The sequence below is a fragment of the Shewanella sp. SM29 genome (assembly GCF_025654245.1).
GTDB lineage: Bacteria > Pseudomonadota > Gammaproteobacteria > Enterobacterales > Shewanellaceae > Shewanella > Shewanella oncorhynchi.
This window is the reverse complement of record NZ_JAKKRN010000015.1, coordinates 76707-102194: the sequence shown is the minus strand read 5'-3', so window position 1 is coordinate 102194 and position 25488 is coordinate 76707. Positions and strand designations below refer to the sequence as shown.

General features: G+C 47.0%; 24 protein-coding genes. 10 read left to right on the top strand and 14 right to left on the bottom strand.

The window, feature by feature from the left end:
* Window positions 1-2: 2 nt before the first annotated feature.
* Both minD and minC read right to left on the bottom strand, forming a co-directional pair.
* A complete protein-coding gene (gene minD, locus L5L77_RS12320; RefSeq protein WP_006086391.1) occupies window positions 3-812 on the bottom strand; it encodes a septum site-determining protein MinD in 810 nt (269 codons plus the stop codon).
* A 27-nt stretch (window positions 813-839) separates the two neighbouring features.
* Window positions 840-1505, bottom strand: coding sequence for a septum site-determining protein MinC (gene minC, locus L5L77_RS12315; RefSeq protein ID WP_106650327.1), 666 nt, complete (start codon window positions 1503-1505; stop codon window positions 840-842).
* Window positions 1506-1627: 122 nt separating this feature from the next.
* On the opposite strand from minC, the gene L5L77_RS12310 reads away from it, so the two are divergent.
* Together L5L77_RS12310 and L5L77_RS12305 are read left to right on the top strand one after the other, a co-directional pair.
* Complete coding sequence (locus L5L77_RS12310; protein WP_028760191.1) at window positions 1628-1906, top strand: YcgL domain-containing protein; 279 nt, start codon at window positions 1628-1630, stop codon at window positions 1904-1906.
* 143 nt (window positions 1907-2049) lie between these two features.
* Window positions 2050-2490: a YcgN family cysteine cluster protein gene (locus L5L77_RS12305; protein WP_106650329.1), complete on the top strand. Its 441-nt coding sequence runs from the start codon at window positions 2050-2052 to the stop codon at window positions 2488-2490.
* A gap of 174 nt (window positions 2491-2664) precedes the next feature.
* On the opposite strand, the gene L5L77_RS12300 is transcribed toward L5L77_RS12305, so the two are convergent.
* Window positions 2665-4185, bottom strand: a complete 1521-nt coding sequence (locus L5L77_RS12300; RefSeq protein ID WP_263144728.1) for a methyl-accepting chemotaxis protein — start codon at window positions 4183-4185, stop codon at window positions 2665-2667.
* Between the two features lie 469 nt (window positions 4186-4654).
* Between L5L77_RS12300 and pheS the strand changes: the two genes are divergently transcribed.
* The 4 genes from pheS (at window position 4655) to lpxM (ending at window position 9384) form a co-directional block, all read left to right on the top strand.
* Window positions 4655-5638, top strand: a complete 984-nt coding sequence (gene pheS / locus L5L77_RS12295; protein ID WP_006081368.1) for a phenylalanine--tRNA ligase subunit alpha — start codon at window positions 4655-4657, stop codon at window positions 5636-5638.
* Between the two features lie 15 nt (window positions 5639-5653).
* Complete coding sequence (gene pheT, locus L5L77_RS12290) at window positions 5654-8041, top strand: phenylalanine--tRNA ligase subunit beta (protein WP_263185161.1); 2388 nt, start codon at window positions 5654-5656, stop codon at window positions 8039-8041.
* 3 nt (window positions 8042-8044) lie between these two features.
* Window positions 8045-8341: an integration host factor subunit alpha gene (gene ihfA / locus L5L77_RS12285; protein WP_006081370.1), complete on the top strand. Its 297-nt coding sequence runs from the start codon at window positions 8045-8047 to the stop codon at window positions 8339-8341.
* Between the two features lie 104 nt (window positions 8342-8445).
* On the top strand, window positions 8446-9384 hold the full coding sequence (lpxM, locus tag L5L77_RS12280; RefSeq protein WP_263138287.1) for a lauroyl-Kdo(2)-lipid IV(A) myristoyltransferase: 939 nt from the start codon (window positions 8446-8448) through the stop codon (window positions 9382-9384).
* A 155-nt stretch (window positions 9385-9539) separates the two neighbouring features.
* Here lpxM and hypA read toward each other — a convergent pair whose 3' ends face one another.
* The 11 genes from hypA to hyaA all read right to left on the bottom strand — a co-directional run bounded on the left by hypA (window position 9540) and on the right by hyaA (window position 21886).
* Window positions 9540-9893, bottom strand: coding sequence for a hydrogenase maturation nickel metallochaperone HypA (hypA, locus tag L5L77_RS12275; protein WP_168824038.1), 354 nt, complete (start codon window positions 9891-9893; stop codon window positions 9540-9542).
* Window positions 9893-10909, bottom strand: coding sequence for a hydrogenase expression/formation protein HypE (gene hypE / locus L5L77_RS12270; RefSeq protein WP_263138288.1), 1017 nt, complete (start codon window positions 10907-10909; stop codon window positions 9893-9895). The genes hypA and hypE overlap by 1 nt, the downstream gene beginning before the upstream one ends.
* Complete coding sequence (gene hypD / locus L5L77_RS12265; RefSeq protein WP_263185160.1) at window positions 10902-12041, bottom strand: hydrogenase formation protein HypD; 1140 nt, start codon at window positions 12039-12041, stop codon at window positions 10902-10904. The genes hypE and hypD overlap by 8 nt, the downstream gene beginning before the upstream one ends.
* A 62-nt stretch (window positions 12042-12103) precedes the next feature.
* The gene (locus L5L77_RS12260) at window positions 12104-12349 is read right to left on the bottom strand and encodes a HypC/HybG/HupF family hydrogenase formation chaperone (RefSeq protein ID WP_028760183.1); all 246 of its coding nucleotides are present in this window, start codon (window positions 12347-12349) and stop codon (window positions 12104-12106) included.
* A complete protein-coding gene (gene hypB / locus L5L77_RS12255) occupies window positions 12349-13164 on the bottom strand; it encodes a hydrogenase nickel incorporation protein HypB (RefSeq protein WP_263185159.1) in 816 nt (271 codons plus the stop codon). Before hypB ends, L5L77_RS12260 begins: the two co-directional genes overlap by 1 nt.
* A 187-nt stretch (window positions 13165-13351) precedes the next feature.
* On the bottom strand, window positions 13352-15769 hold the full coding sequence (hypF, locus tag L5L77_RS12250) for a carbamoyltransferase HypF (RefSeq protein WP_263185158.1): 2418 nt from the start codon (window positions 15767-15769) through the stop codon (window positions 13352-13354).
* A gap of 94 nt (window positions 15770-15863) precedes the next feature.
* The gene (locus L5L77_RS12245) at window positions 15864-17780 is read right to left on the bottom strand and encodes a NiFe hydrogenase (protein WP_263185157.1); all 1917 of its coding nucleotides are present in this window, start codon (window positions 17778-17780) and stop codon (window positions 15864-15866) included.
* Between the two features lie 3 nt (window positions 17781-17783).
* Window positions 17784-18341: a HyaD/HybD family hydrogenase maturation endopeptidase gene (locus L5L77_RS12240; RefSeq protein WP_105252281.1), complete on the bottom strand. Its 558-nt coding sequence runs from the start codon at window positions 18339-18341 to the stop codon at window positions 17784-17786.
* Between the two features lie 7 nt (window positions 18342-18348).
* Window positions 18349-19023, bottom strand: a complete 675-nt coding sequence (gene cybH / locus L5L77_RS12235; RefSeq protein WP_028760178.1) for a Ni/Fe-hydrogenase, b-type cytochrome subunit — start codon at window positions 19021-19023, stop codon at window positions 18349-18351.
* Window positions 19024-19042: 19 nt separating this feature from the next.
* Window positions 19043-20746, bottom strand: a complete 1704-nt coding sequence (hyaB, locus tag L5L77_RS12230; protein ID WP_028760177.1) for a nickel-dependent hydrogenase large subunit — start codon at window positions 20744-20746, stop codon at window positions 19043-19045.
* 3 nt (window positions 20747-20749) lie between these two features.
* Window positions 20750-21886, bottom strand: a complete 1137-nt coding sequence (gene hyaA / locus L5L77_RS12225; protein ID WP_028760176.1) for a nickel-dependent hydrogenase small subunit — start codon at window positions 21884-21886, stop codon at window positions 20750-20752.
* 384 nt (window positions 21887-22270) lie between these two features.
* Between hyaA and L5L77_RS12220 the strand changes: the two genes are divergently transcribed.
* The 4 genes from L5L77_RS12220 to L5L77_RS12205 all read left to right on the top strand — a co-directional run bounded on the left by L5L77_RS12220 (window position 22271) and on the right by L5L77_RS12205 (window position 25483).
* Window positions 22271-22738, top strand: a complete 468-nt coding sequence (locus tag L5L77_RS12220) for a TlpA disulfide reductase family protein (RefSeq protein ID WP_263185155.1) — start codon at window positions 22271-22273, stop codon at window positions 22736-22738.
* Window positions 22739-22741: 3 nt separating this feature from the next.
* Entirely contained in the window at window positions 22742-22960 is a 219-nt protein-coding gene (locus L5L77_RS12215; RefSeq protein WP_028760174.1) for a DUF4266 domain-containing protein, read from the top strand.
* A gap of 164 nt (window positions 22961-23124) precedes the next feature.
* Window positions 23125-24444, top strand: a complete 1320-nt coding sequence (locus tag L5L77_RS12210) for a DUF3570 domain-containing protein (protein ID WP_263185154.1) — start codon at window positions 23125-23127, stop codon at window positions 24442-24444.
* Between the two features lie 130 nt (window positions 24445-24574).
* The gene (locus L5L77_RS12205; RefSeq protein ID WP_263185153.1) at window positions 24575-25483 is read left to right on the top strand and encodes an FAD:protein FMN transferase; all 909 of its coding nucleotides are present in this window, start codon (window positions 24575-24577) and stop codon (window positions 25481-25483) included.
* The last annotated feature ends 5 nt before the right edge of the window (window positions 25484-25488 follow it).

Below are 25488 nucleotides of genomic sequence, written 5' to 3'. Positions count from 1 at the left end.
AATTAGCTACCAAATATCCGTTGTAAGAAACCTTTCTTTTCTTCCGTAATAAAGCGTACTGGTACATCTTCACCCAGTAAGCGTGCGACTGTATCACTGTAGGCTAAACCCGCATCACTTTCTTGGTCGATAATCACAGGTACGCCTGAGTTAGAGGCTTTCAGTACAGATTGTGACTCAGGAATAACGCCGAGTAACTCAATGGCCAGAATTTCTTGAACATCGTCAACACTCAACATTTCGCCCGATTTTACACGGCTCGGTGAATAACGAGTCAAGAGTAAATATTCTTTTATCGGCTCTAGATTCAGTTCTGCGCGGCGTGATTTGCTTTGCAGCATACCTAAAATACGGTCTGAGTCGCGCACTGAACTGACTTCTGGGTTCGTGGTCACAATGGCGATATCGGCAAAATACAATGCCATCATAGCGCCTTGCTCAATCCCAGCGGGAGAGTCACACAGAATAAACTCAAAGTCTTTGGCCAAATCGTCTAGAACACGGCCGACGCCTTCTTTGGTCAGTGCATCTTTATCACGGGTCTGTGAAGCGGGTAAAACGAATAACTTATCGCAGCGTTTATCTTTGATCAGCGCTTGATTTAAATTGGCTTCACCATTGATCACATTAACGAAGTCATAAACAACACGACGCTCGCAACCCATGATCAAGTCTAAGTTTCGTAAACCTATATCGAAATCAATAACGACTGTCTTGTGTCCTTGCATGGCAAGACCGGTCGCAATTGCAGCACTCGATGTGGTTTTACCTACGCCGCCTTTACCTGAAGTGACAACAATAATTTGTGCCATGTTTCTCTCTATCCTTTGTTCTGCCATTTAGAGGGGCAATGATTCAACCATAAGCGACTCACCGTTTAGGCGAATGCAGCCGCTTTTATCTGAGCTATGTTGTTGTAGATTTTCAGCGAGCCAATATTGCCCTGCTATTGAAACGAGTTCGGCCTCCAGAGAGTGGGCAATGATAACGGCGCTGGTATCGCCCGCGGCGCCTGCCATGGCTTTCCCTCGTAATGCGCCATAGATATGAATGCTACCATCTGCGATGACTTCTGCGCCATTGCCTACCGCACCAAATATGATTAAATCACCATTTTTTGCGTAGACTTGTTGGCCTGAACGAATATTTTGCTTCACTATTTTAGTTTGGCGCGGGGCCGGCGGCGGGGTACTGCTCTGTTTTCCCGCTTTGACTATGGCAAGGCCTAAGTCTTTTGCTTGTTTACTGAGTACGGTTGTCGCGCCCGTTATACCAACAATCACTAATTGACGTGAGATCAGCAGATCCTTTAACGCACTTAAATTCAAGCTGTCGTGCTGAATGGCACTCAGATTGACGACTAAAGGAGCACCCAGAAAAAACTGAGGAGCTTGTGCCAACTTACTGTCTAATTCAGTCATGACAGCTTGTAAATCGCTGCTATTAATATGAAGCACTGAAAGAGTAAAAGAAGCGCCTTTTAACTCTAAGCTAGGTTTTGACATCCCGGCACTATTCTCCAGAAATCATCAGTCGGTTCGCTGATTTTACAATTAAATTACTAGGCGACCATGTTATAGTGTGCCCCATTGACTGGCAAGTTTGAACTATTGGATATTTGATTCTTATGCTATGTGCCGTTTATAAAAGTAGCCGAAAGGCTGATACTTATTTATTTGTGAAGAAAAGAGATTGTTTTGACGATGTTCCAGTGCCTTTGATGGAAATGTTTGGCGTGCCAAAGTTGGTGATGGTGTTTCCAATCGCTAAGCGCGACGCGTTAGGAATGGCAGATATACATAAAGTCAGAGCAGCAATGGCAGAAAATGGCTTTTATTTACAAATTCCACCACCTCAGGTGAATTTATTGGCTGAGCATAAGCTGAGCCTTGGGATCAAAGATTAACTTGGCAGCATCAAGACGCTGCTAATGAGCTCAGGCGCGTCAAACCACACTCGTTAATCTCAGTGGCATTGCGTATCTGACGACAAATTAGTGTAAAATAGCCCGCATTGAGCGGGTTTTTTATTAAGAAGATACAGTTAATCATGGCATTTTGGCAGAGTAAAACATTAGCGCAGATGAGCACAACCGAGTGGGAATCCCTGTGTGACGGTTGTGGTAAATGTTGTTTAAACAAGTTGATAGATGATGAAACCGAAGACTTGTATTACACCAATGCAGCTTGCCTTTTGCTCGATCATCAAACGGCAGGCTGTCTGCATTACAGTGACCGTTTCACCTATGTCCCCCAATGTACAGTGATCACGATTGATAATATCCATGAGCTAACTTGGTTGCCCGACAGTTGTGCCTATCGCCGCCTAGCGGCAGGGCGTGAGCTACCGAGCTGGCATCCGCTGCTCACAGGCTCCAAAGAAGCGATGCATTTAGCGGGTATGTCGATCCAAGGCAAGGTGGTGGATGAAAGACGCGTGAAGGATATTGAAGATCATATCGTGCTATGGCCACTTAAAGACGTGGATTAACAGACGTGAATTCATTTTGCCGTAGCGTTATCGATTGAAAATTAACTTATTAATTGAAACGACACTTGTTGATTGGAAAGTGACCGTCAGAATGAAAACAACAAGGGAGCGATTATCGCTCCCTTGTGCATTTTGGGTGTTAAGTGAATTTAAACTCCATCAAATAATGCTCGACTAGATTTTTAATCCCACCATCAACTGATCCAGTTGCCCCGCAGTCGCTTGCAGCTCATCGCAACCTGAAACTGACTGGTTGGCCGATTGCTCCACATTGTGGGACTGGTTGCGGATTTCCATCAGGTTAGTCGCAATCTCGTTGGCCACTGCCGATTGTTCTTCGGCCGAGGTGGCGATTAGTACACTCATTTCAAACACTTTGTTGCTGTGGTGGGCGATAAACTCTAAGTCTTTACCCGTTTGCAGTACGTGTTGTTTACCTTCATTGGCTTGATTCACAGTACGCGACATCACTTGTGTCAGATTGCGAGTACCCGATTGAAGTGATTCGATCATGGTTTTGATTTCAACCGTTGCGGCCTGAGTTCTCCCCGCTAAAGTACGTACCTCATCGGCCACCACGGCAAAGCCACGTCCTTGTTCACCTGCGCGTGCCGCTTCAATCGCCGCGTTGAGGGCCAGTAGGTTGGTTTGCTGGGAAATCGCATTAATGGTTGACACCACTTCATCAATTTTACTGGCGTTGTCATTGAGTACACCTACCGCATTTGAGGCCGCAGAGATTTCATCTGATAACACGTCGATAGCCTTAACTGTAGTTTCAATATCTTTCCCGCCCGCACTAACCTGTTGATTGGCTTCTTGGGTTTCGGCTGAGGATTGTTCGGCATTGCGGGCAACTTCTTTCACTGCGGCAGTCATTTCTTCCATTGCCGTCGCTAAGGAGTCCAGATGTTGTCTCTGGTTTACCGCCAAGGATTGACCTTGCTGCGCAGTGCTACGAAACGATGATACAACTTCGCGTATTTTAGCGGTCGATTCTGCGATTTGCTTGACTAAGGTATGTTGACGTTCTACTAAGGTATCTATGCTGATAGCTAAGATACTGAACTCGTCTTTTACTTCGAAGAAGTTTAAACGCCCCGTTAAATCACCCGATGCGGCCCGTTTTAATGCCATCACTGTCGTATAAAGTGCGCCGCCTACGAAGGTTGAAATGTAATAGCTGAACAAAAATAGCACAAATAAGAGTGCCGCCATTAGGCCATAAACCAGCAGGTTATCGTTGGCGAGCAAGGCATCAATTTCTTTGCTGTCTAGGGGAATAATCGTGATCAGATTTTGATCGTTAACCCGACTCACAACTCTAGGTTGCTTACCGCTATCATCAATACCACCACCACTGCGAGCGATGGATTGGGCTTTGCTATCGGCTTCATTTACCGAAACAATGCTGACATTACCTTCAATTTCGCGACTAAGTTGATTAAGGATAGTTTGGCGTTCTTGCTCTGGTAGTTTGTTATATAAGCTGCCAGTGACTTGGTTGATTTGTTGTGAAGCATTTTGCAGACTGTTGAGCTGTCCTTGAATTAAGGTTTGCTGGGATTGGTTATCTAGGAAAAGCGCCAGTCCAACAATCATCAACATGGGAACGATAGAGAGAATAGCGAATTTAGTTTTTAAGGTCATATGGATAAGATATTGATCTATCCAGCGAAATTTTACTTCTTTCATGAGTGCCTCGATAAAATGGGCCATGAACCGAATTTATATCGGTCAGTTTGCCATAGACTTTATAGTTTTCTGTTTTGTAATGATTTATATGGTTAATGTAGTCTAATTGCAGTCATTATTGTGTTGTTTGCTGCAATTTTGGCAAGGTACAGGTATGAGTTTACAGTTTAGTTACAAGTTCTGCTAGTGGCTGAAAGCGGAAGTTGTTTACGTCAGAATCGAGGTTTGGGTTTCCCCTTGAGCAAAACTCAGGCTCTGAACTGGGGTAACACATGAATTTGCATGATAAAAACCCCCAATAAGCCCTAGTAATATGCCGCTCGCTCGCGTAAAATTTCTATCCTTTTATTTCGTTATAGCTAGCAAAGCGTCTGGCATTAACGCCCGATAACCTGAGCACCCAAATAGCCTGAAAGTTTGGCGCCCATAGCACTTGTTTATCAAGCGCGACTATGCAGTGGAAGAGAAAATGCAGCAGTTAACTGAGATCGTAGAACAAGCCTTAGTCATTATTGACCAGGCCAGTGATCTAAAAGCACTGGATGATATCCGTGTCGATTACCTTGGTAAGAAAGGTAAGATCACCGACATGATGAAAATGATGGGTAGCTTAAGCCCTGAAGAAAAGCCAGCCTTTGGCCAAGCGGTCAATGATGCTAAACAGGCGATTCAACAAAAATTAACTGAGCGCATCGATGGTCTGAAGAGTTCGGAATTGGAAGCCAAATTAATCGCTGAAAAGATTGATGTGACTTTGCCAGGCCGCACCCAAGAGATCGGTGGCTTACATCCTGTGACTCGAACCATTGAGCGCATCGAAACCTTTTTCGGGGAATTAGGGTTCTCGGTAAAGCAGGGGCCTGAAATTGAAGATGATTTCCACAATTTCGACGCACTGAATATCTCTGAGCACCATCCAGCGCGTGCTGATCATGATACCTTTTATTTCAATCCTAAACTGATGTTGCGTACCCAAACTTCGGGCGTGCAAATCCGTACTATGGAAACTGAAAAGCCACCATTACGCATTATTTCTCCGGGTCGTGTTTATCGTAACGATTACGACCAAACTCACACACCTATGTTCCACCAAGTGGAAGGGCTTTTGGTTGATGAGCATGTGAACTTTGCCGAATTGAAAGGCATTTTGCATGACTTCCTGCGTAATTTCTTCGAAGAAGATCTGCAAGTGCGTTTCCGTCCATCTTACTTCCCATTCACTGAACCTTCAGCGGAAGTGGACGTGATGGGCAAAAATGGTAAATGGCTAGAAGTGCTTGGCTGCGGTATGGTACATCCGAATGTGCTGCGCAGCGTTGGCATAGATCCAGAAAAATACTCTGGTTTTGCTTTTGGTATGGGTGTCGAGCGCTTAACTATGTTGCGTTACGGCGTAAACGATTTACGTGCGTTTTTTGAAAACGACCTACGTTTCCTGAAGCAATTTAAATAACGGAGCTGTAATAGCATGAAATTTAGCGAATCTTGGCTTCGTGAATGGGTAAACCCTTCAGTCAGCCGTGAAGCATTATCCCACCAGATCACTATGGCCGGTCTCGAAGTCGATGACGTTGAAGCCGTAGCTGCCGATTTTAGCGGTGTCGTGATTGGTGAAGTGGTTGAGTGTGGTCAGCATCCCGATGCCGATAAACTGCGCGTGACCAAAATCAACGTTGGTGGTAGCGAACTTATCGATATCGTCTGCGGTGCACCAAACTGCCGTCAGGGTCTTAAAGTGGCCGTGGCTATGGTTGGCGCCGTATTACCTGGCGATTTCAAAATCAAGAAAGCCAAGCTGCGTGGCATGCCATCAGAAGGTATGTTGTGTTCATACAGCGAGCTTGGCATTAACGTAGAAAGCGATGGCATCATCGAATTGCCATTGGACGCGCCGCTTGGCACTGATATCCGTGATTATCTGCAACTTAACGATGCCGTTATCGATGTGGATTTAACGGCTAACCGTGCCGATTGCTTAGGCATGGCAGGCCTTGCCCGTGAAGTGGGCGTGTTAAACCGCCAAACAGTGGTTGAGCCACAGTGGCAAGCTGTTACGGCAACGACAGATGCAAAGGTCACGATTAACGTTAACGCGCCTGCAGCGTGTCCACGTTACTTAGGCCGTGTGGTTAAAAACGTCAATGTGAAAGCGCCTACGCCATTATGGATGCAGGAAAAACTGCGCCGTAGCGGTATTCGCTCTATCGATCCTATCGTAGACATCACTAACTTTGTGTTGATTGAATTCGGTCAACCTATGCACGCTTTCGATCTGGCCAAATTAACAGGCGATATCCAAGTGCGTTTAGGCACTGGCGAAGAGAAAATCACCCTGCTTGATGGCAGCGAAGTCACGATTCCATGCGATACCTTAGTGATCGCCGATGATGCGCGTCCATTAGCCCTTGCTGGTGTGTTTGGCGGCGAATATTCAGGCGTGAGCGACACGACCCAAGACATACTGCTTGAATGTGCGTTCTTCGCGCCACTTGCCATTATGGGTAAGTCACGTCGTTTAGGTTTGCATACAGATTCATCACACCGCTTTGAGCGTGGTGTTGACCCTGAGATGCAACACAAGGTTATCGACCGTGCTACGCGTTTAGTACTGGATATCTGTGGCGGTGAAGCTGGCCCTGTAGTTGAGGCTAAATCAGAAGCTGATTTACCCAAACCTGCACAAATCGTTTTACGTCGTAGCAAGTTAGATAAAATCCTCGGTCACCATGTACCAGATACAGATGTGGTCGAAATTCTACAACGTCTCGGCTTCAGTGTGGTTGTGGGCCAAGATAGTTGGCAGGTCACTACCGCGACTTATCGTTTTGATATGGCGATTGAAGAAGATTTGATCGAAGAAGTGGCCCGTATTTACGGTTATAACAATATCCCGAATACGGCGCCTGTTGCCGCGCTGCGTATGTCAGATCATAAAGAATCTGACTTAAGCCTAAAACGCGTGCGTGCCTTATTGGTCGCTCGTGGTTTCCAAGAAGCGGTAACCTACAGCTTTGTCGATCCAAAACTGCAAAATCTGGTTCACCCTGGTTTAGACGCTATGGTGTTACCAAACCCAATTTCCAGTGAAATGTCGGCCATGCGCCTGTCAATGTTCACCGGTTTATTGGCCGCCGTTGGCTACAACCAAAGTCGTCAACAGAGTCGCGTGAGACTTTTTGAAACTGGCCTGCGCTTTGTTCCTGATATCAATGCAGAATCCGGTGTAAGACAGCAAGCAATGCTCGCTTGTGTCATTACTGGGCCCCAAAATGATGAACATTGGGCTATGGAATCGAAAACTGTTGATTTTTTCGACCTTAAAGGTGATTTAGAAGCAATTATCGGCTTGACAGTTTCCGCATCAGAATTTAGCTTTAGAGGAGCGACGCATTCTGCTCTCCATCCGGGGCAATGTGCTGAAATATTGAGAAATGATCGAGTGATCGGTCATATAGGTGCAATCCATCCTAGTTTGGAGAAGCCTTTTGGACTCAATGGTAAAACCATCGTTTTTGAGTTGGAATTGGATGCTTTATTGCATACCAGTTTGCCGCTAGCCCAAGCTGTATCTAAGTTTCCAGCTAATCGTCGTGACATCGCAGTCGTAGTAGATGAGAGTGTATCTGCAGGTGATGTAATGAAATTGATAAGAAAAGTTGGCGAAAATCAGTTGGTTGGCATAAACTTGTTCGATGTATACTTAGGTAAAGGTGTTGAACCTGGCAAGAAGAGCCTGGCGATAGCACTTACATTACAAGACACTACTCGTACGCTTGAGGAAAAAGAGATTGCTGAGACCGTTGGTTCAGTCGTTTCTGCCCTTAAGTCCGAGTTCAACGCATCGTTGAGGGATTAAAGTATGGCACTTACCAAAGCCGAAATGGCAGAACATCTTTTTGAAACACTCGGAATGAACAAACGTGTCGCCAAAGAGATGGTTGAGTCGTTCTTTGAAGAGATTCGGGGCGCACTTGAAAGTGGTGAGCAGGTCAAGTTATCTGGCTTTGGCAACTTTGACCTTAGGGACAAGAATCAAAGACCGGGAAGGAACCCAAAAACAGGCGAAGATATCCCAATTTCTGCTCGTCGTGTCGTGACTTTCCGTCCCGGCCAAAAGCTGAAAACTCGTGTAGAAGCAGCAAACACGGGTAAGTAATTTCGTTTGTTTGATGGGAAAGCCACTCCTTAGAGAGTGGCTTTCCTGTTTATTTTTTCGTGCAATATCTCCATTGTTTTTATCCACTGTCTGAGGTGAATTCTTTGTCAAGACAGCCCAAACATTTTGACCGTCGTTTTAAACTCGCCTTATTACACCCTAGATACTGGGCCACTTGGTTAGTGATTGGTCTATTAGTGATTTTCGGACTCATGCCCGCATGGCTGCGTGATCCTATTGCAAGATTATTGGCAAAAATAGTGATGCCAATTGCCAAAAAGCCCATTAGCGTTGCCAGAGCCAACTTAAGGGCGTGCTTTCCAGAACAATCTTCCGCCGAGATTGAAGTGTTAATCCGTGAGAACGTGCAAAACTTCGTTTTGGTGTTGTTAGCACAGGGCGAATTGCTGGTGCGCTCAAAAGCGCATTTACGTCGTCGAGTCAATTTAATCGGCTTTGAGCATGTGACTAAAGCGCAGGCTGCGGGGCAGCCGATCATTTTTATCATGCCCCATGTGTGGCCAATTGATTATGCTGGTTTACGCCTTAACCTTGAGTTGCCTATGGTGACTATGGCCAAAGCCCATAAAAACGGCTTATTCAATTGGTTTAGTAATCGTGTACGCAGCATTTGTGGTGGCCATGTGTATATGCGCGAGGCGGGCATTCGGGCGTTATTGGCTGAGCTTAAGCGCGGTAACAGTTTCTTTTATCTTCCCGATGAAGACTTAGGTCCTGAACAAAGCGTGTTTGCGCCTTTTTTAGGCACAGTGAAGGCAACGCTACCTGTTGTTGGGCGTTTAGCGCAGGCGGGTAATGCCCAAGTGCTGCCAGTAAAGATTGGCTACAACCAAGCGACACGCCAATTTGATCTCACCGTGATGGCGGCCGTTGCGCCTGAAGAGATGGTGGGCAAAGAAAACGAGGCGTTGGCACTGAACAAAGTGGTCGAGCAAGTGATCTTAGCTTACCCAGAGCAGTATATGTGGTTCCTGCGCGTTCTCAAGACGCGCCCAGAGGGTGAAGCTTCTATTTACGGCTGATATAGCGTGACTGAAATAGTGTGGTTTAAAATGGCTTTGAGCGCGAAGTGCTCGAAGCCATTTTTGTGTTGAAGAGCGTTCTTTATTGATAGCATTCTTTATTTATAGAGCGTTTTATCAATAGCGTTGTCGTTAACAATGCGTATCGTGGATGATTAATCCTCGTTCTGTTCCATCTCAAGTTGCATCAGTAACATATCTTCGCCATCGAGTACGCGAGTACGAAAGCTTTGACACGCAGGGCAGACGACCGTGCGCTCACTCAGTACGGATTCAGTCTGGCAGTCTTGGCAAAGTATCACTAGCGGCTGAATTTGCATATTGAGTAGGGCTTCTTTGCAAATCCCATCGAGCTTAAAGGTATCGAAGGCCGTTTGTAGCAGGCTAGGTTCAACCCCGCTCATGACTCCCAGTTTGATATCCACTCGGGTGATTTTATCGGCATGATTGGCCTGCGCGTGCTGTTCGCATTGCTCAATCAGGGCACTCACAATCGAATATTCGTGCATCAGCAAATCCTTGGCAGCAGTTCACCTTGGGGAAGATCGAGATAACGTTTAGTATTCCAAGGTGTTCTTAGCACGACTTTCCCCACTAAATCATCACTCACAGTGCCGATTATCGCTGCATGCTCACAGCGCCCAAAGCGTTGCATGATCTCGAGCGCACCTAAGGCGATGTCGTTGGGAACGGCGAGGATGAAAGTGCCTTCGTTGGCAAGATCCATGGCTTCGAAACCATAGAGTTCGCACAGACCTTTGACTTCATCGCTGACGGGAATACTGGTTTCATTCACTGTGATGCCAACATTGGAGGCAACAGCCCATTCGTTGAGCACCGCCGATAAGCCGCCGCGAGTCGCATCGCGCATCGCATGAATGGGAATATTGGCGGCGATCAATTGCTCGACTATCGGCCAGAGCGTCGCGCAGTCACTTTGCAATGCCGATTCGAGTGTGAGTCCTTCTCGCGCCATTAAAATCGCTGCACCGTGGCAGCCAATATCACGGGAGACAATAATGGCATCGCCCACGGTGACATTCGCCGCGGAAATATTGGGACGCAAGATACGACCAATGCCTGAGGTATTAATAAATAAACCATCGGCGCACCCCTTGGGTACGACTTTAGTGTCGCCGCAGACAATCCGTGCACCACTGTGTTTTAATTCTTTCGCCATACTGCGGACAATCGTAGTTAAATCCTTGATAGAAAAGCCTTCTTCGATGATCACACTACAACTCAAATACTGAGGTTCTGCGCCCATCATAGCAAGATCGTTGACTGTGCCTGCGATGGCGAGTTTGCCGATATCACCACCGGCAAAAAATAAAGGGGATACGGTGAAAGAGTCTGTGGTAAAGGCGTTGGCACCGTGCAAATCGAGTTTGGCAGCGTCTTCTTCGCTGCGAAGGATTGGGTTATCAAACTCGGCAAAAAACAGATCACGGATCAGTTTATTCATTTCTTTGCCGCCACCGCCGTGGCTGAGTTGAATGGATTTATCTTTAAGCGTATCAGCCATGATGTAGTTCCTTGATATCGATACCTTGATAGCGGTAATAGGCATTGCAAGCACCTTCGGAGCTGACCATGCAACTGCCTAAGGGTGTTTCGGGATTGCAGCCGCGGCCAAAAACTTTACAGTCCTTTGGTTTAGCAAGCCCACGAAGTATATCGCCGCACTGGCAGGCTTTATGATCGTCAATTTCCTTCACAGGTAGGCGGTCTTTAAAGCGCAGTTCGGCGTCCCTGTGGGCATATTCGGGTTTAAGCTGCAGCGCTGAATTGGGGATTGGGCCTAGTCCACGCCAGCGAAATTGCGGTCTGACATTGAAGAATTGATTTACTTTGGCCTGCGCCGTGAGGTTGCCGTCCTGTGAAACTGCGCGGCTGTATTGGATATCGAGCTCAGCTTTACCCGCGGCTTTTTGGCGCACAATCCGTAAAATCGACTCCATCACATCGACGGGCTCAAATCCTGCGACCACTACGGGCGTGCCATAGTTTTCGACTGTGCTGCGATAGATTTTTGCGCCACTGATCACGCTCACATGGGCTGGGCCGATAAAGGCGTTGACCCTCGCTTTTGGGTCGTGCATCACGGCATCAATTGCGGGGGGCACTAATACATGATTGATATGAAATAGTAGATTTTCGAGTTTTTCTTGTTCGGCCAGTTGTAACAAAATTGCTGTCATTGGGGTTGAGGTTTCAAAGCCAATGGCGAAGAACACTACGGTTTTATCGGGATTGTCGCGGGCAATTTTGAGCGTATCTAAGGGATCGTAAATTGGGCGAATATCGCAGCCCTTGGCCCTAAAACTGGCTAATGAGCCTTGAGAACCGGGCACGCGGATCATATCGCCCAGGGTCACAAGAATAACATTTTCTTGGGAGGCAAGCGCCGCGGCTTGGTCAATGCGCTCTTTAGGCATAATGCACACTGGGCAGCCAGGACCATGGATAAATTCAATATTATCCGGCAGTAAATCTAGCAAGCCGTATTTCATAATCGTATGAGTATGGCCACCACAGACTTCCATGATATTGATTTGTTGCTTAACCAATTTAGCGGTTAACTGAATATCCCGTGCTAAATTGGCAATCGTTTGGGGATCGCGAAAGCCTTGATAGAGGTGTTTTAGTTCAAGCATGCTTTTTCCTCGGTGCACTCGATAGGGGGGCGCCTTGCGATTTAATCCTGCACTGCTGATGGTCAGTGTATGGCTTCATTTTCAAGCTTAGTGACGATTTCTTTGTATAGATCAATGCTTTGCTGCGCATCTTCCTTATCAATTTTGTTCATCACAAAACCAATATGGATAAGTACATAGTCGCCAATTTCCAGTGGCTCATTCATTAAATGACTGCTGACATCGCGGCGCACGCCTAAGGTGTCGACTGTGACGCTCTGGCGCTCAATATCGACCGCCACCACTTGGGAAGGTATGGACAAGCACATTATTGTGCACCTCGAATATTGTCTTTAAGCCAAGCGGCTACTGCCTGTATGGAATCGCCGTCTTTAATTGAGACTTCAATAATTTGAGTTGCTGGATTGAGTTTTTTAAGCTGCGCTCTGGCTTCGTCCATCTTGAAATCAAAATAGGGCAGTAGATCGCACTTAGTGATAAAAACTACATCGGCGCGGCGGAACATCACAGGATATTTCTCAATCTTATCATCGCCTTCTGGCACTGATAGCAGCACGATATTTTTGTGAGTGCCCACATCATAACTGGCTGGGCAGACGAGATTACCGACGTTTTCGACAAAGCAAATATCGAGTCCTTCAAGCGGCAGATGATGTAGGGCACCGTGCACCATAAAGGCGTCGAGGTGACAGGCGCTGCCCGTTTGAATTTGATAGGCCTTAATGCCTTTAGCGATGAGGCGGTCGGCATCGCGGGAGGTTTCTAAGTCGCCCTCGATCACCGCATAGTTGAGCTGCGTGTATTCTTTGAGATTTTCTAATAGGGTGGTTTTACCACTGCCTGGGCTACTCATGATGTTGAAGGCCGTGATGTTATGTGCCTCAAAGTGGGCACGGTTATGACCAGCTTCGACATCATTTTTATCTAAAATTTTGTGGATGACTGACAAGGTTTTTTTATCGTTTAACTGAGGATTTGTGTGTAACTCTTGATGGCTATGCTCATGAGTATGTGAATGGTCATGAGTATGTGAATGGTCATGATTATGCTCATGGCTATGGGCATGCGCGCCTAGATGATCATGGTCGTGGCGGGTAAGGGAGCAGCCGCAGTCTTTACACATTTTACCTCTCCTTGTATCGGCAGAGTACGAGGACTTTGCCTGACAAATAATGATTGATGTACGAATCGTTAATTTGGTTACGCTAATGTTGAGTGTGATACAAATTGCGCTACGGATCTTTGATGTTCGTCAGGTTTATGGGGATAAAAATGGCGAGCGAACATCAGGGGTTATCAAATAAGTAAGGTTATTGACTCTGATGAATGCCATACCAAAGTTGGCCTAGGGCGATGCCGCCATCATTGATGGGGATCTGTTTACTGGATAACACTTTATTTCCTTGGGCGCTGAGCTTGCTCAGGCAGTATTCCAATAGATATTTATTTTGAAATACGCCACCGCAGAGCACGGTTGGGAGGTGTTGATACTGGGCAGCATAATCACAAATAGCATCACCTAAGGTGTGTAAAAAGGCGCGGGCGATGGCATAGCATCTATTGTCTGTTAGCGGTTGTGCTGTAATCAATTCAACAACTTGCTTGAACATCTCACTGCTTCGCCACTGGTCGATGTCAAGAGGTAAGTTAAGCGAAATGACTTCAAGGGCTAATGCATCGGCGCGATTGGCCGCGGCTTCTATTGCCATGCCCGCTTGGCCTTCAAACAGTGTGGTTTCGATTAAACCTAAGGCGCAGGCGAGGGCATCGAACAGTCGCCCGACAGAGGAGGTTTTTATCGCGCTGCCGTTCTGCCAGATCTTATGTAAGTTAGCCAGGGTGTTTGGGCGTATGTTGTTTAATATAGGTAATTGTAATGCGAGCACAGCATCGAGGCTCATTTGCTCGAACAATAATGCCAGTAACAACCTCACGGGTTGCTTAATGGCTTGCTCGCCGCCTAGCAGGGCTATGGGCTCAAAATGGGCCAGTCGCTGCGCTTTATCGAGCGTAGTTAATAGCACTTCACCGCCCCATAAACTGCCATCGTCGCCAAGCCCTGTACCGTCAAAACTAAAGCCCAATACGGGATCTCGATATTGGTTAACTGCCATTACGCTGAGCACATGGGCATGGTGGTGTTGCACCGATAAACATTGATTTTGACGGGTATCGCTGAGTTTTATACTCGGGTTTGAGTGCATTTCAGCCCAGCGCGAAGGGGCATAATCTGGGTGTTTATCGCGAATAATAAGATTTGGCGTAAAGTGATACAACCGAGCAAAAGTGGCTAAAGTGCGCTCAAAATATTGCTCGGCGCTGACACTGAACAGGTCGCCAATATGGGGACTTAAAAACACATTATTGCCAAAACCTAAGGCGATGGCATTTTTTTGTTGTGCGCCCACGGCCAAAATCGATTGGGTCAGCGGTATCTCTAAGGGGAAACTTAACGGTGCATAGCCGCGGGCGAGGCGCAATACTTGCAACTCTACGGAGGAATCTAGTTGCGGCTGGATCACTTGCACCACACTGTCATCACAGCCATTAATAATCGGCCGATTATGATCGACTATCGCATCCACCACATGGCTTAAGTGACTAATAAGCTCATCACAATCAGTGATGATAGGTTCACCGGAAACATTGGCGCTGGTTGCAACTAATGGCCCTTTGAAGAGACCTAATAGCAAATGATGTAGCGGTGTGTAGGGTAAAAATACCCCGAGTTTATTCAGATTGGGGGCGACAGCTAAGCTGAGATCATGTTCGGCTCGGCTGCTCATAAGCACTATGGGCCTTTCCTGCGAACTCAGCACTCGCCACTCGGCATCCGGCCCTGTGACATAGTGCTGCGCCATGGTGATATCCGCCATCATCACCGCTAGCGGCTTGGCCTGGCGCTGTTTTCGCAGCCTGAGTGCGTTGACGGCATTGTCACTTCGGGCATCACAGATTAAGTGAAATCCACCCAATCCTTTAATTGCCAGAATCTGCCCTTGGCGTAATCTATCAGCCGCAGCTGTCAGTACCGCAAGGTCCGTACTCAATTCAGGTGCGCTGACATTTGAGGCACTGGGAAGGATGTATTCCCCTTGCGGTGTTTTTAAACTGAGTCTGGGGCCACAGGCGGGGCAACTTATGGGCTGGGCATGGTAGCGGCGGTCGAGTGGGTTTTGATATTCTTTGGCGCACTCGGGACACATGTCAAAATCGGCCATAGCGGTGTTGTGCCTATCATAGGGTAAAGCATTGATAATCGTGTATCGAGGGCCACAGTTAGTGCAGTTGGTAAAGGCATAGCCAAAGTGGCGGTCATCAGGATTATGCATGTCGTTCATGCAGTCTTGGCAGGTACTTTTATCTGCCGATACCGCCACCTGCGCACCTATCGGTGAACTTGGGTCATCGTCCTCATGGCTGTCGCTTTTTATAATCTCAAACGTGGTTTCGCTTAATAAAATCGGCAGTGGTATTTGGCTGATATTGTCGATACGGGCGAGTGGCGGTGGAGTGGTATTGAGTACAGTGATAAAGCGAGTGAGGTTTTCATCATTACCTTGCAGCTCAATGGTCACGCCCTTGGCATTGTTGAGCACAGTACCCGTCAGTTGAAACTCAAGGGCATAACGATAGACAAAGGGGCGAAATCCCACCCCTTGTACTATGCCAGTGACGTGCAACTGACAACGCTTTAACGTGGCTCCCTTGTGGACAAGGTATTCCAACGCGAGCCTTCGTTTTATCTGCAGGTGACTGTGCTTTTTGTGGCGACTATTATGCCTATGTGGCTTCATGCGTTGTGACTTAACTTTTGGCCTCCTAATCATGGGCATTTAGTTGTCGCTGCTTAACGTAAAGTGCACCAACGGCTAAGTTATCGCCGTCTAAATCTAGGCTGCGATTGATCACCAATGGAAAGTTTTTGCCTAAGCGCAAGCTGATGCGTTTGCACAGGGTTTCATTGATTAATTCATTGCCCGCTAAGGCTATATTGTGCACGCCGATATTTAAATCGATATGCTCGATCCAGTTAGATAAATAGTCCGCCAGCGAGTCTTGCATCGCAAAGGCAAGCTGACTCGGATCGTCATTACCCGCAATACGAAAACTTAACACTGTGCCTAAGGTTTTACACCAATTTAGGCTGCGGTGGGCTTCACCTTTGGTCAGCGGATAATCGATACGCGGTGCATTAGCACCGTGGTAGCGCATGGCGGCGGCCATGAGTGCATCGCTTAGCCTTGCTTGGCTTTGAGTCTCTTCTTGGGTATTGAGGCCAATTAATATGGCTGCAATCGCCCACAGGCTTTGTAAGTTGTCCCGTCTGCCGTGAAGCTTTAGGCTTAAAAGTTTTAGGTAATCTTCGGGAAACAGGCTCTTAAATTTTTGCGCTACGGCTTTTTGTGGACTGCTGTCCAGTTGATGGAAGATTTCGTAACCGTTATCGGGTAGCTCGGGCAGGGCGAAGAAAAGTTCAGTGTCGCCCTTATTATCGCAGGTGACAATTTGACTGGCGTGGGTATGGCTTAAGTAAATGACCGCAGCATTTTTTGTCTGTTTATGACTGGTAAACTTACCGTTGAGCAGCGCACTGAATAGCGCTGCGTCTGCAAGGGTGTGATTTTCTGTGTTGACTGTATTTTGATTATTATCGCTTAGCATACTGGTGCAATGAATATCACTGTCTTCACTTGACGGTACTTGAGTCAATACTGCCACACTCAGTTCGCCTTGGTGCGATCGTGAACGTTTCGCCGCTTGCCATTGGGCTTGATAGCCGTGAAAACTGACTTTTTCCCTTAAGGGTTCTGGGGCGATAAAGTGCTTGGTTTGAACCTGTGTTGAGCCTAAATCTTTGCTGGCAATTTGCGCCCAAGCGCCATCGACCCACGTCAGTTTCGGCCTATTATGCTTACCTTGGATATAAACCCAATCGATCCCTTTTTGCCGCAATACTTCGGCGAGTACTAAAATCACCCGGCTGTAGGCAAAGCAAATGTCGTACAGCGGCGCACTGAGTTTGTCGTGTTCTTGCGTGGGTCTCGCGCAGATAAGCGGCTTTTCAATACTCGAAAGCGCGAGCACCTGCGCATCGTTCAGACAGAAATGGGCGTTCAGCGTATTGGGATTACAAATTAACAGTTGTGGCCGCTCGCTTAAGGGCTGAGCAAACGGTGTCAGACTAAGTTGCAGATTATCGGCGGCCGCTAATGTCAGTGGGCCTTGTGTCAGCAGTCCCTGTGCCATGGCTTTAATATCTGACAAGGTTAACGCTTTTTGTGCGGACGTTAATTGTGTTTCGCCCTTGCAGCAAGGGCAAATTAAATCGAGTGTGCCAAACTTAGCCGACTGATTATCGCCAATCAACGGATAACAATGCTGGCAAAAAGGCACTATGGCAGGGCTTGATCCAGACTGTGGAAAGGGCAGTAAGGTTTTACTGCCTTGGGGCTCGTCGATGACTTTAATACTAGAGTCAATCAACCAAGCGGAAATCAAAAAGTCCGCGGCAATGGCATCGGCCAATTGTTCTAGTTGGTTTTGCTCGCCCTGAGCTTCAATAAAATAGCTTTGAGGGCCAAAGTCATGTTGGCCAGCACTATATTGACCTGAGCTATGTTGACCATCACAGCCTATGCTGATATTTAGCTCATCATAATTTAGATATTGATTACATAAATACGCATACAAAGGCACCTGACGTGAGCAGGTAAAATCAAATCTGATGTTTTTCATCTTCTATATACTTTCACCAGTAGTAACGCCACGTTTATAAGAGTCAGGGATCAGTGAGTCGATACTATGCTCGGCAACACGCGTCGCAGTGAACCCAAGGGAGGCTAAGTGGGATAACAAGCTTGATTCCATTAAAGGTACCGCGGCGGCGACTTTAGGGGTCAAGCCTAGCACCATAGGTTCGAGCACGGTTGGGGTGACGCCAAGCACGAAGGTTTTAGGCCTGTCGCCAACCATTTCCATCATATTGAGGGTTTGCAGCATTTCGACTTCATGGGCGCTGCCTTGCCAGTCGATTTCCTTCGGCGCCTTATCAAAATCGAAGAAATAGACTTCGCCCGCTTCAACGCCATTGGCATTAACTGTATCGACCACGATTAAATAATCGTATTGGCAAATAATAGGGATAAGTCCCTGAGCCAAGGTGCCGCCATCGAGCAGCGTTAGCTGGTGGGACTCATGGGTAAACTGATAATTATCAGCTATATAATTGACAAAATGTACGCCGATGCCTTCATCGGCGTACAGGACATTGCCAATACCGAGTAGCAATATCTTCATTGGACTCCTAGTGGTGTGAGTCTGGCTTTGGGTAGTCATAGCCAGAGACAATCGAGTCAACTGAGTTATGTTTGAAGCGTATCCCTGACCAAACCGCCATATAGACGTGGATAACCACAAAGATAACAAATGCCCAAGTGAGGTAGTGATGCCAAATCCTAACTTGTGCTAGCCCACCCATTTGTGCCGTGATCCAAGCGGCGCTGCCCCAAAGCATGCCACCTAAACCTTGGTGATACACATTGGCATACAACACCAGACCCGTTATACATATCACAAGAGCGACCAGTGAGATTGCTACATAAGTCACAAATTGCAGCGGTCCATATACACCGGCTTTATGTAAGTGTCCCATCCATAAGTAAGATTTCAGCTGAGTGATCCAGCTTTTTACACTCATCACATCGCGAAATGAGCGCCGCTCAATGTCGCTTCGGCTGAAAAAATACAGGTAGAAGCGCACTAAAGTGATTGCGGTTAGTACAAAACCGCAAATCAGATGAGCGAAGCGGATCCAGCCTTGTACGAGTACGTCCGTACTTTCAGGCGCCACAAGAAACGGCCAAGCAATATAGAATCCGGTGATCACTAGCACCAGAATTGATAGTGCCCTGAGCCAGTGGAAAATCCGTATTGCCGGACTAAAAATCAGTGTCCGAATGCGGGTTGCAGAATGGTTCATTTTGCGTTCCCTCCCTCGATTATTGACCATTGGGACTGACACGGAACTCGCTCAATGCTTGGCCTTTGAAATCCATCACGTGTACAGAACACGCCATGCAAGGGTCAAATGAGTGAATAATACGTATCACCTCAAGGGGCTTAGTAGGATCTTCCAGTTTCAAGCCAATTAAAGAGGCTTCATAGGGACCCATTTTACCGTTGGCATCCACAGGACCTGCGTTCCAGGTCGTCGGTACCACGGCTTGATAGTTCTCAATCACTCCATTTTTAATGCGGATCCAGTGGCTTAACATGCCGCGTGGCGCCTCGATCATGGCGTGACCTACATACTCTTTATTTGGATCAATATTAGGTTTTACATAGGTAGATTCATCGGACTGGATATTCGTCAGCAGCGCATCAAAGGTTTTTAACCCTTCTTGGGCGACGATGACTGTCTGTAACATACGGGCTGCAGTGCGACCTAAAGTGGTAAATAGAGCCGCTACGGGTAGACCTGTGCGAGCGAGCAGGCCATTGACCGAATCCACGACCACCTTGTTACCGCGGGCATAACTCACCAATAGGCAAGCGAGTGGACCCACTTCGACAGGTTCACCTTGATAACGGGGAGATTTCACCCATGAGTATTTGCCATCACCATCCAGTGTTGGCAATTTGCCGTAGACAGTGTCGCGTTCAACAAAACCAGTGTAATTAGGAATCGTTGTACCGTCATAGGGATGCTGCGGCGCATCGGCGCTATACCAAGCGTGGCTGACGTCTTCGGCAATCAGATCTGGATTCACATCACTGACGCCGGCAAGGTCGCCATTCATGATCACGCCTTGATTAAACATGTATTCGCCATTGGCTAACACAAAGTCATCGGTCGCCATGAAGTTTTTCACGTTTACGCCGCCCAACACGCTAGGTTCAGTTCCAAAGGCTTCGGCCGCCATCACGATATCTGCTTGATAGGCACGCAGAATAAAGTCAGTTACTGTCGCATGTTTTTGCTTCCATTCCTGCAGGCGAGCAGGGCTGAGCATGTCGCGCACCGAAGTCACACCACCGACAACAACGGATTGTGGATGTGGTGATTTGCCACCAAAAATGGCAAGCATCTCTGCCGCAACACGTTGTACTTCAAGCGCTTTAAGGTAGTGAGATAGCGCGATAAGGTTTTGCTCTGGGGTAAATTTATAGGTGCCATTGCCCCAATAAGCGTTGGCAAATGGACCTAATTTTCCCGTTTCGACAAAGCCTTTAACTCTTTCTTGTACCGCTTTTAAATCACCTTCACCCGCCGCTATGGGATGGTCTGTGTATTTCAGGGCAACTTGTGCCGCTTTAGCAGGATCGGCGCTCAGTGCAGAAACCACATCAACCCAATCTAAGCCGTGTAGATGGTAAAAATGGACAATATGGTCGTGCATGTATAAAGAGGTTTGCATTAATGAACGTAAGTATCTTGCGTTCAATGGAATTTGAATTCCTAACGCATTTTCAACCGCCTCAGTACCGCAGCGGTAGTGGGAATAGGTACATACGCCACAGATACGTTGCACAATAAGGCCAACATCCATAGGCGTGCGGCCTTTGAGAATGACTTCAATACCGCGCCAAAGTGTGGAGGATGACCAAGCCTTGTTGATGACGTTATTTTCATCAACTTCGACTTCGATACGTAAGTGACCCTCGATACGTGTGATAGGGTCGATAACAACGCGCTTGCTCATGGGTTATTCCTCCAGCGGTTTGGCAAAAATACTGGCAACGGCATGGGCTCCAATGCCCACCACAGTCGCGCCTAAAATCACCGCACCAATAGTATCTGCGGTCGCATCCAATCCATGGAGGAGTTGACGGCCAAGGGGTTTTTCAAAGTCAGCCATATCGTCCCAGAAGTTAGGTTCTGAGCAACCCATACAACCGTGTCCAGCGAGTACTGGCCAGCTAGTGTGATGGTTAAAGCGCTCGGTTGGGCAGTTGTTGTAGGTGTAAGGACCTTTACAACCGACTTTATAAAGGCAGTAGCCTTCTTTCGCACCGTGATCGCCAAATTCTTCAACGAATTCACCAGCATCGAAGCGACCGCGGCGTTCACAGTTATCGTGTACCCGTGCGCCGTAAGCCCATTTAGGTCTATTAAACATATCCAGCGCAGGTAATTTTCCGAACATGATGAAGTACATCAAAGTGCCGACTATGTTCTTTTCACTCGGTGGGCAACCGCCTAAGTTAATCACGGGTTTACTGACCACTTCATGCACGCCTTTCGCCCCCGTTGGGTTTGGATAAGCGGCTTGCACCCCACCAAACGCCGCACAAGTGCCAACAGAGATAATCGCGGCGGCGCCTTCAGCAGCATGCTTGATGATTTCTAACCCTGTGTGGCCTTTACAACCCACAGTTAAGAAACTGCCGTTATTTGCAGTCGGAATCGCCCCTTCAACGGCCAGTAAATAGCGGCCCTTGTAGGTTTCGAGTGCATGTTCGAGGTTTTCTTCGGCTTGCCAACCCGCTGCAGCCATTAAGGTTTCGTGATATTCCAAGGAAATATGATCGAAAATCAGTGAGTCTAGATTGGGGGTATCGGTACGAATTAAAGATTCGGAGCAGCCAGTACATTCGGCCATATGTAACCAGATTAAGGGTACACGATCGGCTAATTCGGCAGCTTCGGCTACTAAGTTACTAAAGGGGAGGGGTAATGCGAGCATGCTCGTCACCATGGCACTCCACTTCATAAAATCACGGCGACTAATGCCGTGCTGTTGCATTTTCTCTATCAGCGATTGTTGTTGACGGGGAGCGAATTGGCGTAACGCATCTAAGCGCGCCTTTCCCTGTTCATATAGGGCTGCATGTGTGTCCATGGGTCAACCTTTTTTGTTATTTAAATGTAAATTGGTAAGGGTTTACATAATTGACAGTGTCAGTTTAGGCCGTTGGAGTGTAAAGATTATTGATGTATATCAAGAATTTTTAAGAGATGTGACTGAACTGATTTTGACATTTAATTAACATGACGCAGATCTAATTTCACTTTTTCTAATGGGACAAAATGTCTCACATTTGCCATTTTGGATGAAATCGGTCACTTAATCAGCACTCATGTGATTAAGGCCATGCAGATGACTATGGTTCATTCGCGTGGTGAGTCTGGGCGAGCAGGTTAATTAAACTTATATAAGCTTGTTTAAGAAAACCTTAAGATTCAGTTAATAGATTCGAACGTAATCGTTAACGCGGAATATGCTATGAAGAAAATATTATTGTTACTCAGTTTATTGGCCGCAGGCGTACAAGCCGCGCCATCGCTGGACTATCAAGTGTTTAATGCGCAAAACCAAGCTGTTTCCCTGAGTGAGTTTAAAGGCAAAGTCGTCTATGTCGATTTTTGGGCATCCTGGTGTGGCCCTTGTCGTAAATCGTTTCCTTGGATGAATGAAATACAAAAAAAGTATCAAGATCAGGGATTAGCTGTCGTCGCTATCAACTTAGATACAGATAATGAGTTAGCCCAGGAATTCTTAAAACAAGTCCCTGCCAATTTTTCAGTGCGTTTTAACCCCGAAGGTGATGTCGCTCGCAGTTTCGATTTGCTGGGCATGCCGAGCAGTTTTATGTTCAATCGTCAAGGTCAGTTAGTACAGCATCATGTTGGCTTTTATGCCGATAAAACCGCTGAATACGAGCAAAAACTCGTCAATTTACTGAAGGAGTAATTTATGCTTAAACCCGCATTAGTCGCAGTAACGCTCATCATAGGTTTGAGTGGATGTTCAAGTTTAGGAGTGCAGCCGTGGGAGAAAGGCCAGTTGGCCCGCAGCGATATGGCGCTCGACAGTGAAAAGCTCGACCTAGCACTCGATGATCATATTTATTTTAGTAAAGAAGGCAGTAGCGGCGGTCGTGCATTTGCCGGTGGTGGATGTGGCTGTAACTAAACTCTCCGTTGGTGTTATTTGCCCTTAGATGTAACGAATAAATGTAACGCACAGATGTAATGAACTGACGTACTAAAACAAATCTGACGAGCAGATGTTCTAAAATCTGGGGCGAAATCCCGCGGTATTGAATAGATTGAAGTGACCTACAGGTGTTGTCAGCTATGACCCAAAAAAAGAACCCAATAAATACAAGACAATCGAAGCAGATAGCGGGTGCTCTCGCATTAGCCAGTTGTGGACTGTTTGCAACAAGTGGCCATGCGACTGAATTATCTAAAAAAGCTGACGACTGGAAGATCGATGCTGCGTTAATGTATTACGGTGAGCAAGATAGAGTACAAGCCATCGAAGCTATAGGCACAGCGCAAAAAGCCTTTGGCGATGACAGTGTGCTGGATCTCAAACTCGTGGTTGATAGTCTAACGGGGCCTTCAGCATCGGGCGCCGTGGCCCAAAGTTCTAGCCAAACGTTTACTCGACCATCTGGTAATGGTCAATATCATGTTTCAGCGGGGGAAACGCCGTTAGATGACACCTTTCACGATACTCGCGTACAAGCCAATGTCGGTTGGAGTGAAGTGCTAACACCAGATTGGAAACTCAATGTTGGCGCATATGGCTCGAAAGAGTTTGATTATATGTCAATGGGCATCAATGCCGGAATTGAGCGAGGGTTTAATAAAGACAACACCACTTTATTTTTAGGTACGGCTTATAGTTTCGATGTGGTTGACCCCGTTGGCGGTCGTCCGGTGGATTTATCTTCGATGGTCATTCGCGATAACTTCACTAGTGAGGAAGCTTATCGCAGCGCATTCGATGCGACCCGTCAAGGTGGCAGTGATAATAAGCAGACCGCGGATGTGATGTTAGGTATCACCCAAGTGCTTAGTCAGCGCTGGTTGTTGCAGGCCAATTACGGCTTGTCGAGTGTGAATGGCTATTTAACGGATCCCTACAAGGTGCTCAGTGTGGTGGATAACAACGGCATTACTCAGGATTTATTGTATGAGAGCCGCCCCGATTCGCGCTTGAAACACAGTTTTTACGTGATGACCAAAGGCGCATTAGATGCGGGTGTGGTGGATTTTTCCTATCGTTATAATACCGATGACTGGGACCTCACATCACATACCTTAGAAACCCATTATAGGTATTACTTTACCGGCAATTTATATGGTCAATTACATCTGCGCTATTACCAACAAACTGCGGCTAACTTCTATCAACCTTTCTTGATGGCTGATACGCCACTGCCAGAGTTTGCCAGTGCCGATTATCGTATCGGTGATATGTCGGCTTATACGATAGGTATTAAATTTGGCCATAGATTATCGGGCGGTCATGAAATGTCGTATCGCTTAGAGTATTACCAACAGGATCCGAAAAATAACGGCGCTACGATTCCTGGAGAGCTGCAAAACTTCGATCTATTTCCGACTCAGAAGGCAATTACAGCACAGTTTAGTTATTCTTTTTAATACGAAATAATGCTACTGGCTCAGATAGCAAGGCGTTAAACTGTATGGGTAGCTTAGCTACCCATACTCAATTTACCCCTGAACTTATTCAATCGCAATCCCAGTGGGATGCCATGTGAAGAGGTGATTTATGATGTCGACATCATCCCTAAAGACCGCACCTTATTCGTTGCAGCGCCGTGATTGGGGTTATGTGGGTGAATTTAGGGCCATGGCGAGTCCCTGTGAAATACTCATTGGGTGCGATCAACTTGATATTGCAGACGATATGTTGGACATGGCAGTCACTGAGGCGCTGCGTATCGAACATAAGTACAGTCGCTTTATCGCGCAGAATTGTCTGTGGCAATTAAACCATGCCAATGGTCATAAGCAGCTTATCGATGAAGAAACCTGGCAGTTATTAGCTTTTGCTAAACAATGTTTTCAGCTCAGTGATGGACTCTTTGATATTTCTGCTGGGCCGTTAATGGAACTGTGGCGCTTTGATCCCAAAGCCCAATTGCCCGAACATGGTCGCATACTTGCCGCGAAAGCCTTAGTGGGGTTTGAGCGTATCGAGTTTGATTCGCGCCATATTGAGATGCCAACAGGAATGAAATTGGATTTTGGTGGTATCGCAAAAGAATATGCGGTCGACAGAGTCGCCTATGAGTTAGCCGAATGTTATCCAGACATTCCAGTGTTAGTGAATTTTGGCGGTGATATCGCTTGTCCCGTGTCCAAAGTGACGCCATGGCAAGTGGGAATTGAAGACCCACGACACCTCGATCACGCTGCGAGTGTACTAGCGATTAGTCAGGGTGCATTAGCGACCAGTGGCGATACGCGGCGCTTTTTTGAAGTCGATGGAAAGCGTTACGGCCATATTGTCGACCCACGCACTGGCTATCCCGTTATCCATGCGCCGCGCTCTGTGACTGTGTTAGGGCCAAACTGCGTGACTGCAGGTATGCTCGCCACTATGGCTATGCTGCAGGGGCGATACGCGGAAGATTTTTTACAGCAACAAGATGTTAAGTTCAGTATTTTCCGTTAGGGCTC

Bases quoted from the DNA above. Each gene is read 5' to 3' on its own strand.
- L5L77_RS12300 (WP_263144728.1), bottom strand. From the start codon at position 4,185: ATGAAAGAAGTAAAATTTCGCTGGATAGATCAATATCTTATCCATATG.
- L5L77_RS12220 (WP_263185155.1), top strand. From the start codon at position 22,271: ATGAAGAAAATATTATTGTTACTCAGTTTATTGGCCGCAGGCGTACAA.
- pheS (WP_006081368.1), top strand. From the start codon at position 4,655: ATGCAGCAGTTAACTGAGATCGTAGAACAAGCCTTAGTCATTATTGAC.
- minC (WP_106650327.1), bottom strand. From the start codon at position 1,505: ATGTCAAAACCTAGCTTAGAGTTAAAAGGCGCTTCTTTTACTCTTTCA.
- pheT (WP_263185161.1), top strand. From the start codon at position 5,654: ATGAAATTTAGCGAATCTTGGCTTCGTGAATGGGTAAACCCTTCAGTC.
- hypB (WP_263185159.1), bottom strand. From the start codon at position 13,164: ATGTGTAAAGACTGCGGCTGCTCCCTTACCCGCCACGACCATGATCAT.
- ihfA (WP_006081370.1), top strand. From the start codon at position 8,045: ATGGCACTTACCAAAGCCGAAATGGCAGAACATCTTTTTGAAACACTC.
- hypA (WP_168824038.1), bottom strand. From the start codon at position 9,893: ATGCACGAATATTCGATTGTGAGTGCCCTGATTGAGCAATGCGAACAG.
- L5L77_RS12260 (WP_028760183.1), bottom strand. From the start codon at position 12,349: ATGTGCTTGTCCATACCTTCCCAAGTGGTGGCGGTCGATATTGAGCGC.
- minD (WP_006086391.1), bottom strand. From the start codon at position 812: ATGGCACAAATTATTGTTGTCACTTCAGGTAAAGGCGGCGTAGGTAAA.
- L5L77_RS12305 (WP_106650329.1), top strand. From the start codon at position 2,050: ATGGCATTTTGGCAGAGTAAAACATTAGCGCAGATGAGCACAACCGAG.
- L5L77_RS12215 (WP_028760174.1), top strand. From the start codon at position 22,742: ATGCTTAAACCCGCATTAGTCGCAGTAACGCTCATCATAGGTTTGAGT.
- L5L77_RS12310 (WP_028760191.1), top strand. From the start codon at position 1,628: ATGCTATGTGCCGTTTATAAAAGTAGCCGAAAGGCTGATACTTATTTA.
- L5L77_RS12210 (WP_263185154.1), top strand. From the start codon at position 23,125: ATGACCCAAAAAAAGAACCCAATAAATACAAGACAATCGAAGCAGATA.
- cybH (WP_028760178.1), bottom strand. From the start codon at position 19,023: ATGAACCATTCTGCAACCCGCATTCGGACACTGATTTTTAGTCCGGCA.
- hypD (WP_263185160.1), bottom strand. From the start codon at position 12,041: ATGCTTGAACTAAAACACCTCTATCAAGGCTTTCGCGATCCCCAAACG.
- hyaB (WP_028760177.1), bottom strand. From the start codon at position 20,746: ATGAGCAAGCGCGTTGTTATCGACCCTATCACACGTATCGAGGGTCAC.
- L5L77_RS12205 (WP_263185153.1), top strand. From the start codon at position 24,575: ATGATGTCGACATCATCCCTAAAGACCGCACCTTATTCGTTGCAGCGC.
- hypE (WP_263138288.1), bottom strand. From the start codon at position 10,909: ATGGCTGATACGCTTAAAGATAAATCCATTCAACTCAGCCACGGCGGT.
- L5L77_RS12240 (WP_105252281.1), bottom strand. From the start codon at position 18,341: ATGAAGATATTGCTACTCGGTATTGGCAATGTCCTGTACGCCGATGAA.
- L5L77_RS12245 (WP_263185157.1), bottom strand. From the start codon at position 17,780: ATGAAAAACATCAGATTTGATTTTACCTGCTCACGTCAGGTGCCTTTG.
- hyaA (WP_028760176.1), bottom strand. From the start codon at position 21,886: ATGGACACACATGCAGCCCTATATGAACAGGGAAAGGCGCGCTTAGAT.